Source organism: Kumtagia sp. (assembly GCF_059502445.1).
In genome coordinates this window covers 145,534-159,262 of the sequence record NZ_JCACER010000083.1, presented here as the reverse complement: position 1 = coordinate 159,262, position 13,729 = coordinate 145,534, and the positions used below count along the sequence as shown (strand labels likewise).

15 protein-coding genes are annotated in these 13,729 nt (G+C 67.1%); 5 read left to right on the top strand and 10 right to left on the bottom strand.

What is annotated here, in order from left to right:
* Positions 1-46 precede the first annotated feature (46 nt).
* A complete protein-coding gene (locus AC5JDC_RS22715; protein WP_495844809.1) occupies positions 47-1,342 on the bottom strand; it encodes a hypothetical protein in 1,296 nt (431 codons plus the stop codon).
* A gap of 212 nt (positions 1,343-1,554) precedes the next feature.
* Between AC5JDC_RS22715 and AC5JDC_RS22710 the strand changes: the two genes are divergently transcribed.
* The 4 genes from AC5JDC_RS22710 to AC5JDC_RS22695 all read left to right on the top strand — a co-directional run bounded on the left by AC5JDC_RS22710 (position 1,555) and on the right by AC5JDC_RS22695 (position 4,168).
* Positions 1,555-1,929, top strand: a complete 375-nt coding sequence (locus AC5JDC_RS22710; protein WP_106770297.1) for a YciI family protein — start codon at positions 1,555-1,557, stop codon at positions 1,927-1,929.
* Complete coding sequence (locus AC5JDC_RS22705) at positions 1,926-3,200, top strand: RNA polymerase sigma factor (RefSeq protein WP_495844806.1); 1,275 nt, start codon at positions 1,926-1,928, stop codon at positions 3,198-3,200. The genes AC5JDC_RS22710 and AC5JDC_RS22705 overlap by 4 nt, the downstream gene beginning before the upstream one ends.
* A 77-nt stretch (positions 3,201-3,277) precedes the next feature.
* Positions 3,278-3,721: a YybH family protein gene (locus AC5JDC_RS22700; protein WP_495844805.1), complete on the top strand. Its 444-nt coding sequence runs from the start codon at positions 3,278-3,280 to the stop codon at positions 3,719-3,721.
* A gap of 30 nt (positions 3,722-3,751) precedes the next feature.
* On the top strand, positions 3,752-4,168 hold the full coding sequence (locus AC5JDC_RS22695) for a VOC family protein (RefSeq protein ID WP_495844803.1): 417 nt from the start codon (positions 3,752-3,754) through the stop codon (positions 4,166-4,168).
* A 21-nt stretch (positions 4,169-4,189) separates the two neighbouring features.
* Here the strand turns inward: AC5JDC_RS22695 and AC5JDC_RS22690 are convergent, their stop codons facing one another.
* The 6 genes from AC5JDC_RS22690 to AC5JDC_RS22665 all read right to left on the bottom strand — a co-directional run bounded on the left by AC5JDC_RS22690 (position 4,190) and on the right by AC5JDC_RS22665 (position 10,776).
* Positions 4,190-5,299, bottom strand: a complete 1,110-nt coding sequence (locus tag AC5JDC_RS22690; RefSeq protein WP_495844801.1) for a pyridoxal phosphate-dependent aminotransferase — start codon at positions 5,297-5,299, stop codon at positions 4,190-4,192.
* A 191-nt stretch (positions 5,300-5,490) separates the two neighbouring features.
* The gene (locus AC5JDC_RS22685; protein ID WP_495844799.1) at positions 5,491-6,390 is read right to left on the bottom strand and encodes a DMT family transporter; all 900 of its coding nucleotides are present in this window, start codon (positions 6,388-6,390) and stop codon (positions 5,491-5,493) included.
* A gap of 53 nt (positions 6,391-6,443) precedes the next feature.
* A complete protein-coding gene (locus AC5JDC_RS22680) occupies positions 6,444-7,202 on the bottom strand; it encodes an arginyltransferase (protein ID WP_106770293.1) in 759 nt (252 codons plus the stop codon).
* Positions 7,203-7,307: 105 nt separating this feature from the next.
* The gene (locus AC5JDC_RS22675) at positions 7,308-7,778 is read right to left on the bottom strand and encodes an RDD family protein (RefSeq protein WP_495844796.1); all 471 of its coding nucleotides are present in this window, start codon (positions 7,776-7,778) and stop codon (positions 7,308-7,310) included.
* Positions 7,779-7,922: 144 nt separating this feature from the next.
* Positions 7,923-9,575, bottom strand: coding sequence for an alpha/beta hydrolase (locus AC5JDC_RS22670; protein ID WP_495844794.1), 1,653 nt, complete (start codon positions 9,573-9,575; stop codon positions 7,923-7,925).
* A gap of 133 nt (positions 9,576-9,708) precedes the next feature.
* Positions 9,709-10,776 carry a LacI family DNA-binding transcriptional regulator gene (locus AC5JDC_RS22665; protein ID WP_495844792.1) on the bottom strand — a complete coding sequence of 356 codons (1,068 nt, stop codon included), beginning with the start codon at positions 10,774-10,776 and terminating at the stop codon, positions 9,709-9,711.
* A 303-nt stretch (positions 10,777-11,079) separates the two neighbouring features.
* On the opposite strand from AC5JDC_RS22665, the gene AC5JDC_RS22660 reads away from it, so the two are divergent.
* Entirely contained in the window at positions 11,080-11,226 is a 147-nt protein-coding gene (locus AC5JDC_RS22660) for a hypothetical protein (RefSeq protein ID WP_165815939.1), read from the top strand.
* A 145-nt stretch (positions 11,227-11,371) separates the two neighbouring features.
* Here AC5JDC_RS22660 and AC5JDC_RS22655 read toward each other — a convergent pair whose 3' ends face one another.
* From AC5JDC_RS22655 to nusB, 3 genes are all read right to left on the bottom strand, one after another.
* Positions 11,372-11,812: a DUF2267 domain-containing protein gene (locus tag AC5JDC_RS22655; protein WP_106770289.1), complete on the bottom strand. Its 441-nt coding sequence runs from the start codon at positions 11,810-11,812 to the stop codon at positions 11,372-11,374.
* A 193-nt stretch (positions 11,813-12,005) separates the two neighbouring features.
* Positions 12,006-13,232, bottom strand: a complete 1,227-nt coding sequence (locus AC5JDC_RS22650) for an MFS transporter (protein WP_495844789.1) — start codon at positions 13,230-13,232, stop codon at positions 12,006-12,008.
* Positions 13,229-13,729 carry a transcription antitermination factor NusB gene (nusB, locus tag AC5JDC_RS22645; protein ID WP_106770287.1) on the bottom strand — a complete coding sequence of 167 codons (501 nt, stop codon included), beginning with the start codon at positions 13,727-13,729 and terminating at the stop codon, positions 13,229-13,231. The genes AC5JDC_RS22650 and nusB overlap by 4 nt, the downstream gene beginning before the upstream one ends.

Below are 13,729 nucleotides of genomic sequence, written 5' to 3'. Positions count from 1 at the left end.
TTCCCTATTCCCTATTCCCTATTCCCTATTCCCTATTCCCTATTCCCTATTCCCTATTCCCTGCCACCGCCCGCTCCACCACGGCCGCCAGCAGGCAGATGCGCAGCGGGTCGAGCAGGATGCCGCCGTCGAGATCGGCCAGGCTACCGATGGCCAGGCCGATCGGTTCGGCGATCAGCTGCCAGTCGGCAAGCTCGTGCGCCCCGATCAGCCGCGTCGCTGCGACCCACAGCCATGCGCCGATCCAGCCGATCAGCCTGTAGCCGAGCACCAGCGCGATCAGTGGGCCCAGCCCGGCGCCGAGCGCCATGCGCACGCAGCGCAGCACCGGCATGTAGCGGCTGCGGTAGTCGCCGAAGAAGTGGGCCAGGAAATCGCGGAGCCAGCCGAGCAGCGTGGCGTGCCTGGTGTCCGCCGGCGGTCTCTCCTGCTTCGGGGCGGCGGGCGCGGCATCGTAGCCGTAGATGATCGCCGCCATGACCAGCCACACCAGCGGCAGCAGCGCGTAGAAGAACAGGCTTTGCGCGCTGGTCCACAGGTCGGGCTCCCGCAGCTCGACCGGCACGAAGTCGGCTGCCGCCCAGGCCGGCGCAACCAGGCCGGCGCTGACGCCCTGGAGGCTGGGCAGCGCCTCGAACAGGCCGCCGGAGCCGATCCAGCGGAACAGCTCGTCCTTCCAGCCGCTCAGCGCGTAGAGGCCAATGAAGATCCAGGTCGCGTCGCAGGCGACGATCAGGAAGGACCAGAGCGGCGCGGGCGAGCGGCTGTTGATGCGCTTGACCGCCCAGCGCACGATCCAGCAGGCGGCGATCGAGGCAAGCAGGAACTGCGACGTCAGGAGGTCGAGGAAATTCGCGCTCTCGCCGAACGGCACTTTCGACAGCGCCAGCCGCGAATATTCGCGCACGGTGTCGCCGAGAAAGCCCCAGGCTGCGTAATAGGCGAAGAACGGCAGGATGGCGATCGCCACCGTCGCCATCGCCTGCTGGCGCGGCGTCCGGACGGCGGCGGCCTCGTCGTTGTCACCTGTCCTGCCGAGCCGGCGCACCGCCGGCAGGTCGGGCCGCAGGGCCTGGAACATCAGCACCGTGATCGCCAGTTTTGAAAGCACGACGAAGGACAGCACCACCATGCCGGCCATGGCGTTTCTCAACCCGGCAAAGACGGCGGCGGAAAGCAGCAGGTCGCGCAGGATCAGCCCGAGCGCGGCGAGCAGGATCAATTGCGGCCAGTAGCGGGCGAACAGGCTGAGCGTCAGGATCAGCGGCGCGACGAAGTCTCGCGCGATCGGGGATTTCGGAAAGGCCTGGCTGATGCTCATGCGGGCGGCGGATCTTTTCATCCTTTCCCGCCCGGCCTCTGTTTAGGCGATTTTCGAACGACCCTGCAACCGCTGATCTGTTGAGCCTGTCAGGAGTGTTTCAGCCCGAATCCGCAGCGTCTCTCCACAGAGCGCATACTGTTCTCTGTTGGATCGCGCCGCGACCCGCATTATTTTCGCGATCCTGTCGGACTCGTCCGCGCCGGTGCGTCCTCGAAGCGAAGGAAGAAACCATGCTCTACGCCGTGCTCTGCTACAACGACGAAGCCGTGACCTCCGCCTGGTCGAAGCAGGAGGACGAGATGGTGATGGGGCGCCTGATGAAGGTGCAGGAGAAGGTCGCCCGCCAAGGTAGGCTCGGTCCGGTGGCCCGGCTGGTGCCGACCACGGCGGCCACGACGCTGCGCAAGACCAGGGACGAGCCGATCGTCATCGACGGCCCCTTCGCCGAGACCAAGGAGCAGTTGCTCGGCTTCTACATGGTCGACATGCCGTCGCTCGACGCGGCGCTCGACTTCGCCCGCGAGCTGGCCGCCGCCAATCCCGGCGTCGGCTCCTACGAGATCCGCCCGGTGGGCTACTTCGCCCAGAATGGAATTGACACATGACCGATCAGGTGTGGATCGAGGCCGCGCTTTCCTCCGCCCGTCCGCAGGCGGTCAGCGCGCTGCTGCGCTATTTCCGCGACCTCGACACCGCCGAGGAGGCCTATCAGGAGGCGTGCCTGCGTGCGTTGAAGAGCTGGCCGAAGAACGGCCCGCCGCGCGATCCCGCCGCTTGGCTGATCTTCGTCGGCCGTAACGCCGGCGTCGACGCGGTGCGGCGCAACAAGCGGCTGACGGCGCTGCCGGACGAGGAAAAGCTGTCCGATCTCGACGACGCCGAGGCCTCGGTGGTCGAACGGCTCGACGGCGCCGACTACCGCGACGACATTCTTCGGCTGTTGTTCATCTGCTGCCATCCCGACCTGCCGGCCACCCAGCAGATCGCGCTGGCGCTCCGAATCGTCTCCGGCCTGTCGGTCAGGCAGATCGCCCGCGCCTTCCTCGTCTCGGAAGCCGCCATGGAGCAGCGCATCACCCGCGCCAAGGGCCGCATCGGCGGCGCCGGCGTGCCGTTCGAGACGCCGGGCGCGGTGGAGCGCGCCGAGCGCCTGGCCGCGGTGGCTGCCATGGTCTACCTGGTCTTCAACGAAGGCTATTCGGCCGAAGCAGCCGAGGCGAGGGCGCGCGCGCCGCTCTGCGAGGAGGCGATCCGCCTCGGCAGGCTGCTGATCCGGCTGTTTCCCACCGAACCGGAGATCATGGGGCTGCTGGCGCTGATGCTGATCCAGCATGCCCGCGCCGACGCCCGCTTCGGCGACGACGGCAACGCCATCCTGCTGGAGGACCAGGACCGCACCTTGTGGAAGGCGCCGCTCATCTCCGAAGGACTTGCGCTGATCGACAAGGCGATGCGCCACCGCAGGCCCGGCGCCTATCAGGTGCAGGCGGCGATCGCCGCACTGCATGCCCGTGCCGCCCGGCCGGAAGACACCGACTGGCCGCAGATCGACCTGCTCTACCGGTCGCTGGAGGCGTTGCAGCCGTCGCCGGTGGTGACGCTCAATCGCGCCGTCGCCGTCTCCAAGATCGCCGGCCCGGCTGCCGCCCTCGACCTCATCGAGCCGCTGGCCGACCGGCTCTCCGGCTATTTCTATTTTTTCGGCGTGAAGGGCAATCTCTTGATGCAGCTCGGCCGCAACGCCGAGGCCAGGGTCGCTTTCGACCGCGCCATCGCGCTCGCCAACACGGCGGCCGAGGCCGCCCACATCCGCGGCCATCTCGACCGCCTGATGGCGGATGCAGGCAAGGCCTCCGTACAACGCGGCGCATCCTGACCTTTTTCCGCCGAGCTGTCGGAACGCTCCGCCTCCCTTCGTCCTTGGCGAGAGGAGCAAGGACAGGAGTGAACACGATGAGCACCCGGCTTTCCACCAATGGAGAAGAGGCGCAGGTTCGGGCCGTCATCGAGCAATGGGCCGACGCCATTCGCCGCAAGGACGCCGAAGTGGCGTCGTCACATGTGGCGTCTGGCTACGTGCATTTCTCGCTTGCGCCGCCGCTCGTCGATGCCGGCTCGGGCGCTGCCGATCTCGATGCCTGGTTCCGGACTTGGGACGGGCCGCTCGAGCTCGAGCTGCGTGACCTGACGGTGATGGCCGGCGAGGACGTGGCCTTCAGCCACGCTCTGAACCGCCTGGCCGGCAACAAGCGCGACGAAGGGCGACAGGAGCTTTGGTTCCGCAGCACGCTCGGATTCCGCAAGATCGAAGGCGGCTGGAAGATCGTGCATGAGCACGAGTCGGTGCCGTTCTACATGGACGGCAGCATGCGTGCCGCGGTCGAGCTGAAGCCCTGATTTTCCACAGCAAAGACAAGGAGGAACATCGTGCCCGAACATTCCGCAATGAAAATGGCAGGCGTCGTTCCTTATGTGCAGGTCGACAATGCCCATGAGGCCGGCGAGCTCTACAAGAAGGCTTTCGCCGCCATGGAAGTGGATCGCCGGACGGTCGAGGACGGCCGGCTGATCCATCTGCACCTGGAGATCAACGACGGAGCCTTGATGCTGAACGACCCGTTCCCCGAATACGGCTTCGGGCCGAAGCCGGTGGAGAGCGTGACGCTGCACATCATCTCCAGCGCGCCGCGCCTCTGGTGGGACCGGGCGGTAGCTGCCGGACTCGAGGTGGTCATGCCCTTCGAGGTGGCCTTCTGGGGCGACCTCTACGGACAGCTGCGCGACCGCTTCGGCGTGAGATGGGGCATCGTCGGTCCGGCGGACGACGCCGGCAAGACAGACTGAGCCTGCCGACGGAATTCTCGATCAGCCGCGGGCGCCGGCGAGCGCGCGCGGCAGCTCCTCGGCGAAGATGTCGAGTTCGGGGTCGAGGCCGACGCTGACGCGGATGCAGCGGTCGAGCACCGGCACCATGGGCTTGCGGATGAACACGTCGCGGGCGAGCAGGTTCTGCATCACCCTGAGCGCGAAGGCGCCGTCGCCGCCGCAGTCGATGGTGACGAAATTGGTCGCCGATCCGATCGGCGAAAGCCCGTTGTCGCGGGCGATCGCCGCGATGCGCCGGCGGCCGGCGGCGACCTTGGCCTTGACCTCGGCGAGCCAGGCCTGGTCGGCGAGTGCGGCCTCGCCGGCGATCTGCGCCATGCGGCTGACGCCGTAGTGGTTGCGCACCTTCTCGAAGTCGGCGATCACCTGCTTCTCGCCGACCGCATAGCCGCAACGCAGCCCGGCCAGCCCGTAGGCCTTGGAAAAGGTCCGCATGCGGATGACGTTCGGCCGGTCGACGGAAATCGGCGGCAGCGCCGAATCCGGCCCGGTCTCGCCATAGGCCTCGTCGAGCACGAACAGGGTGGTCTCCGGCAGGGCGTCGGCGAAGCGCGAGACGTCGTCGGCCTCCCACCACGTCCCCATCGGATTGTCGGGATTGGACAGGTAGACCATCGCCGCGTTGTCGCGGCGCACCGCCGCGAGCAGCCCGTCCAGGCTCTCCCGGTCGTTCTCGTAGGCAACCTTGACCAGTCGCCCGCCGAACCCGTCGACATGGAAGTTGAAGGTCGGGTAGGCGCCGAGCGAGGTCACCACTGCTTGCCCGGGTGCCACGAAGATGCGCACGGCGAGATTGAGCAGCCCGTCTATGCCTTCGCCGACCACGACATTGTCGAAGCCGACCCCGAGATGCGCGGCGAGCGCCGCCTTGAGATCGAAATTGTCCGGGTCGCAGTACATCCACTGGTCGGCCGCGACTTCCTGCATCTTGCGGATCACCGACGGCGCCGGGCCGAAGCTGCTTTCGTTGGCGCCGATGCGGGCGCGAAAGGTCCGGCCGCTCGCCCGCTGCTGCGCTTCCGGTCCGACGAAGGGCACGGTGACGGGGAGGGCGGCGACGATCGGGGCCTGTTTCGGACGCAAGGTCATGATGCGGTTCTCTGCTGACGCGACTGACGGCCGGCGCGAACCAGCCGTCGCTGCCGATAGCAGAAAATCGGCAGGCGCGGCTAAAATTGTGAGCCCGCAACCGGGGGCCTTGCGGCAACCGGATCGGGGAGCCGGAAGCGTCGGCGCCGCCAGGAGCGGTGCGACCGACTGCACGCTGCAGCCGTGCCGTTCTACGCCGGATGCCGCAGCGCGCCGGCGGCCTTGCGCCTGCGGCCGTGGTTCAATTGCCACAGCGAATGCGCCACCAGGGCGACGATCAGGATGGCGCCGCCCGTCAGCGTGGCGTCGGCGGGCACCTCGGCGAAGATCATCCACACCCAGATCGGCGCCAGAACCGTCTCCAGCAGGTAGAACATCGCCACCTCCGGACCGGACAGGTATTTGGGTCCGGTGGCGAGGCAGAAGAAGGCGACGGGCATAATTACGGCGCCGTTGAGGATGATCCACCAGGGCGCCGCGACGCTGAGCCCCGTAGTCGCGACCATCGGGGCGGCGACGGCCAGCGGGATCAGCACCGCCACCAGCGCGGCAAAACCCATGTCCCTGCCGGTCGACCGGCTGATGGTGATCGCCGAGGCGATCAGCATGGCGGTCACGACGGCCATCAGGTCGCCGAACAGATGGCCGCTGCCCATCGAGGCGCTGACGATGATGAACACGCCGCCGGCCATGACGACCATGGTGATCAGGGTCGAGACGGCGGGGCGCTCGCCGAGCAACAGCCATGACAGCAGGGCGGCGAACATCGAGTTGAACGCCAGGATGAAAACCACGTTGGCCGTCGAGGTATGATAGACGCTCGTCATGAAGGTCATGGACGACAGGCCATAGAGCGCGGCGACGATCAGGCCGGCCTTGCCGGGGATCAGCGACGGCGCATTGCCGCGCAGGCCGCGCCACGCCAGCCAGATCAGCAGGGTGGCGACCAAGGTCGTCGAGCTGCGCAGCAGCAGGATGGACCAGTGGTCGCCGTCGGCCAGGCGGATGAGCGGTACGTCGAATGTCAGGGTCAGGCCGCCCCCGGCCGTCAAGGCGAGACCCTTCGCATGGTGCGGGGATGAGGCAGGCAAGAGGATTGCTCCCGGACGGAGGATGAGGCGAAACGGTGGTCCGGAAGGATCGGTCAGACGGCTTCGTTCTTGTACCGCTCCCAGCCGCGCGGGCCGAGATGCTCCTGCGGCGTGAAGCGCACCTTATAGTTCATCTTGCGCGAGCCGTTGACCCAATAGCCGAGATAGACATGGGGCAGACCCTCGGCCCTGGCGCGGGCGATGTGGTCGAGGATCATGTAGGTGCCTAGCGACCGGTCCTCGAGCTCGGGATTGTAGTAGGAATAGACCATCGACAGGCCGTCCGCCATCTTGTCCGAGAGCGCCACCGCGATCAGCTCGCCTTCGCCGCGCCCGGTGATGAAGCTGTCGGGGCCGCGGCGGCGATATTCGATGATCTTGGTCTGCACATGCGTGTCCTCGACCATCATGGCGTAGTCGAGCACCGTCATTTCCGACATGCCGCCCTTGCGGTGGCGGGCGTCGAGATAGCTGCGGAACAGCGAGTACTGCTCGGTCGAAGGCTCGGCGTCGCTGATCGCTCCGATCAGGTCGGCGTTGCGAGCGATCACCCGGCGCATGTTCTTCGACGGTGAAAACTCGCCCGCCAGGATGCGCACCGACACGCAGGAGCGGCAGGATTCGCAGGCCGGCCGGTAGGCGATGTTCTGCGACCGGCGGAAGCCGCCCTGGGTGAGCAGGTCGTTCATCTCGCGGGCCTTGTCGCCGACGAGATGCGTGAACACCTTGCGCTCGAACTGGCCGTCGACATAGGGACAGGGAGAGGGGGCGGTCAGGAAGAACTGCGGCGACTGGGTCGGATGGTGGGTCATCAGGGTCCGAGGAGTCCACGAATCCCTCTACCTTGGCCCCAACGGCGAAAAATTCAACAGGAGAATTGACGCGGCGGTTTCACGAGACCGCGCGGTGGGGCGCAGTCAGCGGTCGGTACGGGTCACCACCGTGCCGAGCAGCAGGTCGTGCAGGGTGCGCTTGCGGTCGGCAAACAGCGTCACCAGCAGCACCAGCGGCGTCAGGATGACGTTGCCCGCCCAGAACAGCACCGAATGGACGACGGCGAAGAGCCCGTCGACCGGCCGCCCGTCCAGGCGGTCGAGGCGGATGCCCATGGCGCGCATGCCGACGGTCGCCTGGCTGGCGCTGCCGAGCGTGTTCCAGACATAGACGATCGCCACCAGCGGCCCGAGCACGCCGAACAGGCCCCAGCCGATGCCGAAGGTGATCAGCCCGAGCAGGAGCACGACGAGGCCGAAGGGGATAAGCAGCAAAAGGACGATCAGATAGTCGATGAGGAAGGCGAAGATACGCCGTGAGCGCACGCCGTCATAGGCGCGCACGTCGTCGAGCCGCGACTGGATGATCTCGCCGTGAAGGACCTGATCGTTCATGGCCGTTCCTTGCTCAACCACGGCGGGATGCCGCGGTCTGCTTGAGAAATGGGAATCCTGTCCGCGTATTCAAGCCGTTTTTGACGCCGGCAGCCGCGCTTTCGACCTGAAAGACCCGGCTTTCGAGCCGAAAGGCACGAGTTTTCACCGCTGGCGGGCGCGAAAATGCTGCTTCAGCAACTCGATGTCCGCCGCCGACCGGTCCTGTACGTTGGTCACCTCGACCCATGCGTCGATGTAATGCGGCGCGGCATAGACGTGCCCGTGGCCGAGCGGCGTGGTCGTCGCCGTCGCCACGTCCAGCAGCAGCTGCAGGAAGGTCACGACCGGATACCAGCGCAGCGCCGGCGATACGTCGGGGCCGCGCGGCTCGGCCATCCAGTCGGGCTGGCGGTAGAGCGAGGCGTAGTCGAAGAAGGTGATCGGATCGCTGGCATATTGCAGGTAGACGACCCGCATCGGCCCCCAATGCGCGCCCGGAATGGCCAGCGCGTTCTCCTGGCTGGTGAAGCGCACATAGGAGCCGTCGCGGAAGCGCGGCAGCCAGGCCGGCGAGCCGGGATCGCGGTCGCGCGTGACCGAGCGCCAGATGCGGCTGGGGAAGGGCGGGCCGCTCCACAGCGCGCCGTGATAGGGATCGCCGATCACCTCGAACAATTCGGTCGACTGCTCCGAGCTCAGGGCGCCGAGGCTGAGGCCGTGCAAATAGAGTTGCGGCCGCCGGTCCCTGGGCAGGGTGGTCCAGTAACCGTAGACCTCGGAGAACAGCGCGCGCGCCGTCTCCGCGCCGTAGCCGGGCTCGACCAGCAGCGACAGCCAGCTGGCGAGGTAGGAGTATTGCACCGCGACGCTGGCGATGTCGCCGTCATGCAGATATTCGGCGGGATCGATCGCCTCCGGATCGACCCAGCCGGTGCCCGTCGGCGTGATGACGACGAGCAGCGAGCGGTCGAAGGCGCCGGTCCGCTTCAACTCCTCCAGCGCCTGCTTGGCGCGCTCCGCCGGCGTTTGCGCCGAGCGCAGGCCGACATAGACGCGGATCGGGTCCATCGCCGGCTTCTTGGCGAAAGGCTGCAGCTGCGCAGCCGTGGGGGCCGAGGCGATATAATGCTGGCCCTGCCGTCCGAGCTCGTCCCAGCGGATCAGCGAGGCGTCGCTGCCCGTCCTGTTCGGATCCGACGGGCGCTGCGTCTCGGGCTCCATCAGTGCATCGACGGCCTGGAAGGAGGCGTCGGCGGCCCGCAGCCCCAGCCTGAACAGCACGCCATCGGCGATCGACCAGAACAGGGTGACGGCGATCGCCGTGCCGATCACATAGGAGACGCGGCGGGGCACGAACCGCTGCAGCCAGCGCGAAATGAAGTCGAGCGTGAGCCGGAAGAGCCGCGCCAGGACGAGCAGGATCACGAAGGTCAGCGCCGCGATCAGTCCGACCTCCAGCGGGCGCGCCGTCTCGACCGGCTCCACGCCCATCAGCGTGCGGATCGAGTTCTGCCAGGCGGAGGCCTGCCAGAGGAAGGCCATGGCAATCGCGCCGCAGGCGAGGGCGGCGGCGAGCTTGGTGACCAGCAGGACGCGGTTCTTCGGCGCGGGCAACTCGAGATAGGCCCAGAGCCAGCCGCCGAACACGCCGATCCCGTAGCCGACCGCCGCCGAAAGGCCGGACAGCACGCCCTGCATCATGAAGGTGCGCGGGACGAGCATCGGGGTGAGGGACGCGGCGAAGAACAGCGTGCCGACGAGCAGGCCGATCAGCGAGAAGGAGTGCCAGAACCTGACAAGCCAGTTATGTCGCATCGCGGCTCCGCGCCTCCCCTCCGACGTTCCGACGGCAGCTAACAGCTTTCGGCCGCCAGGGGCAATTCGCAGGCGGTACCGGCAGACAACTTGTCCGGGAGGCTCGGCAGAAATCGCACTTCTGGCCGGTCGGTCAGTTCGGCCCGGCCGGGGGCGGCGCCGTGGAGCCGCGCACGACCAGTTCCACGTCGAACGTCTCGCGCCGGATGGTGCCGTCGAAGCCGAGGATCGTTTCCACCGCGCGGCGGCCCATCTCGGCCATCGGCTGGGCGATCGTCGTCAGCGGCGGCTCGGAGAATTCGCCTTCCGGGACGCCGTCGAAGCCGATGATCGACACCTCGCCGGGCACGGCGATGCCGCGTGCGCGCAGCCAGTCCAGCGCGTGCAGCGCCACCTTGTCGGACATGGCGAGGATGGCGGTAGGTGGCTCGGGGAGGGAGAAGACATGTTCGAGCCCCGCCCAGGTGCTGGCCTCGTCATTGTCGGTCTCGTAGATCGGCACCCCCGACTCGTCGATCCCGGCTTCCGACAGCGCCTGGAAGTAGCCGCGGATGCGGGCCCGCGTGCCGCAGTAGAGCGCGTTCCGAGCCTCGCCGAACGAGGCCGGGCCGGTGCCGGTGTCGGCGAAGGACAGCGACAGAACGGCGAAGCGGCGGTGTCCTAGGCCGGTGAGATGGCTGGCGGCGAGCCGGGCGCCGGCCACGTCGTCGACGCCGATCGCGGCGATCGTCTCGTCGTCGAAGCCGAAATCGAGCGCCACGAATGGCAGCTTGCGCTCGCGTGTCAACTCGACCAGGCGCGAGCCGTCCTCCAGGCAGAAGACGATGAATCCGTCGACGACGGCGCTCTGGATGTTCCAGGCGAGCTGCTCCTGGTTGGCGGCCGAGACCAGCGAGATGCCGGCGCCGGTCGCGTCGCAGGCCTGGGAGATGCCCGACATGACCACGCGGGCGAAAGGATCGGCGAAAAAATAGGAGAGCGGCTCGGCGGTGGCGACGCCGATGGCGTTGACCTTGCCGGCACGCAGCAGCCGGCCGCGCGGATCGGGACCGGCATAGTTGAGCTTCTGCGCGGCCTCGAAGATGCGTCTGCGCACCTCCTCGCGCACGATCCCGGGGCGGTTGAAGGCATTGGAGGCGGTTCCATGCGACACGCCGGCCGCCTTGGCCACGTCAGCCAGCTTCACCGATGGTTTTGACACGCACGCTCCTGTCCTGACGTCGCGCTTTAGATAGCATGCGGCTTGGAACGATTCAAATATCGCTTGACATCTGCCGTGACCGGACTAAGATTGAATCGATCCAATATCTCTGCTCGTAAGGTTGGATCGATCCAAGTTGGAGCTGCGACATGCTCGCACAGATGGTCCCGTTCAAGACCGGGCTTGAGAATAGAAGATTCGAGTCGACCGCTTTGGCCGTCCAAACCGGGAGACGTCACGCCCGGGTAGCGGACGGCTCTTTGCAGCAAAGCACTTGAATCGATCCAAATTTCGGAGGAAGGCATGCATCCCGTCAAGTTTCTGTTTGAGGAAATCTACCGTGAGCACTGGGGCATTCCTGTTGGCGAACAGGGGCCGAACCGCAAGCGCCGCGAGGATAAGCCGATTCTCCCGCGTCTGAGGCTGTCGCGGCGCACAATAGGCGGTTGAAGCCGGCCGTCCGGCAGATCCCGCTGCGTTGCAGGGCAGGACCTACACCCGGACACCCATTGCGGCTCAAGGTTCCGCAGTCCGAGCGGTCTGCCTTTGCTTGGTCGAGCTCCGCCGCACCTCTGATGGATGCGACGAATATGATCTAGTGCCTGACCTCCGGGTCGGGCCACAGGCTGCGCACGTCCTCGGGCAGCGATTCGCGGACCTTCCGCACCTCGCCGGGCGTGATGTAGTGTGACAGCACGTTGAAGACCGAGCGCGCCGCATCCTTCGCATCCACCGGCCGGACGAACTGCAACTCCTCCTCGATGTGCTTCAGGAACTCGTCCAGCGTGCGGTATTGCATCGGTTGCTTTGATGGCTCGTAGCGGTCGTAATAGGCACCGCGCACCAGGAGCGGCAGCTGTGCGCTCAAATGGGCGGAAAGATCGGCCGGCAGCCGGTCGCGGATCGTGTGCAGCACTGCGCTCAGCACATGCCAGGCGACCTGCCGGTCCGGTCCATGGTCGGCCATGATGTCCTTCAGCCAGGTATTGGTGATCTGCAAGGTCTTGTCGAAAGCCTCGAGTCCGGTGGCGCTCATGTCATCCTCCTGTCTGGTCAGGGCGAAGCTCGCCGGATTGTCCTTTGCCTGCCCAACGGCCGCGCGTCTGCTTTGTTTCCTTTTTCGCCAAACGAAACGTCATCCTGAGGAATAGGGGAAGCCGGGCCGGACCGGCCGGTGCTGGCGGAAGGCCGCATTGGGACTGCGGGATGCCCCGACGTGTCGAGAGAACTCAGGCGCGGCCGCGATACGGAATCGAGCGCTTGCGCCCGAACAGAACCAGTCCGCCGAGCGCCGCCAGGCAGAGCGCCGTGACCGGGAAAACCACCCAGTTCAGCATTTCCCAGCCCCAGGCATTGTAGACGGCGCCCGACATCAGCGAGGCGAAGGCGACGGAGCCGAACAGGATAAAGTCGTGCATGCCCTGGATCTTGCCCTTTTCGGAGGGCCTGTAGGTCTGCGAGACCATGGCCGTGGCGCCGATGAAGCCGAAATTCCAGCCGAGGCCCAGCAGGATCAGCGCCGTCCAGAACTGCCAGAGCGCGATGCCCGACAGCGCCACCGCCGCGCAGCCGATCAGCAGGAGCAGGCCGAGGGCGACGATGCGCTCGACGCCGAAGCGGTGGATGAGATGGCCGGTGAAGAAGCTCGGCCCGAACATCGCCATCACATGCCACGAGATGCCGAGCGTCGCGTCGTCGGTCGAGAAGCCGCAGCCGACCATCGCCAGCGGCGCCCCGGTCATGACGAAGCTCATCAGCGCATAGGAACCGACGCCGCAGCCGAGTCCCACGATGAAACGCGGCTGGCTGACGATCTCGCCGAGCGGTCGCGCCGGCGTCTCCTGGCCTTCATGGTCCGCGGGGCCGTGCTCGCGGACCTTCAGGAAGGAGAGGAGGACGGCGCCGACCGCGGCCAGCGCCAGGATCGACGCGAAGGAACCGGCGAACATGACCGGCTCGAACAGGGTGCGCGTGTAGATGACGATCTGCGGGCCGAGGATGGCGGTGATGACGCCGCCGGCGAGCACGAAGGAGATGGCGCGGGCCTTGAACTCCGGCGGCGCGTCGTCGGCGGCGGCGAAGCGGAATTGCTGCACGAACGCCCCGCCGACGCCGATGACCAGCAGCCCGAGCGCGAACAGCCAGAACGATCCCTGGAACAGGGCGAGCGTGGCGACCACGCCGCCCAGCGCGGTGACGGCGGTGCCGGTCTGAAAACCGTTCTTCTGGCCGACGGCCTTGATCAGGGCGGCCGCCGGCAGGGCGCCCAGCGCCACGCCGATGTTGAAGCCGGTGACCGGCGCGGTGGCCAGCGACTTGTCGGTGTCGAGGAGGTAGGAGCCGGCGAGCGCGCCGAGCGAGATGGCGATCGGGGCCGCCGAGCCGATGACCGCCTGTGCGGCGGCCAGAATCAGCGCCGTGCGCCGCGCCTCGCGCTGCCTGGCCGTATCGGTCAAGTCGCGTCCCGTCCGCGGCCCTCGCCGCGCACGCGCCGGGCGACGCGGTCGAGCACCGCATTCACCAGCTTGGGCTCGTCCTCCTCGTAGAAGGCCTTGGCGATGTCGACATATTCCGACACGATGACGGCGGTCGGCACGTCCTTGCGCTCCATCAGCTCGTAGACGCCGGCGCGCAGGATGGCGCGCAGGGTCGAATCGAGGCGCGACAGGGGCCAGTCCTCGGTGAGCGCCTGGCGGATCAGCGGGTCGACCGTGGTCTGGTTCTGCACGACGCCGGACAGGATGGCCCGGAACCACTGCGGATCGGCCTCGCGATAGGTGGCGCCGTCGACTTCCTTGCCGAGCCGGAACGCCTCGTATTCGGCCGTGATCTCCAGCAGCCCGGCGCCGGCGACGTCCATCTGGTAGAGTGCCTGCACGGCGGCCAGCCTGGCCGCACCACGCTTGTTGGCCTGGCGGGGAGGCTGTTCGCCGTGGTCTGCGGGTTTCGACAC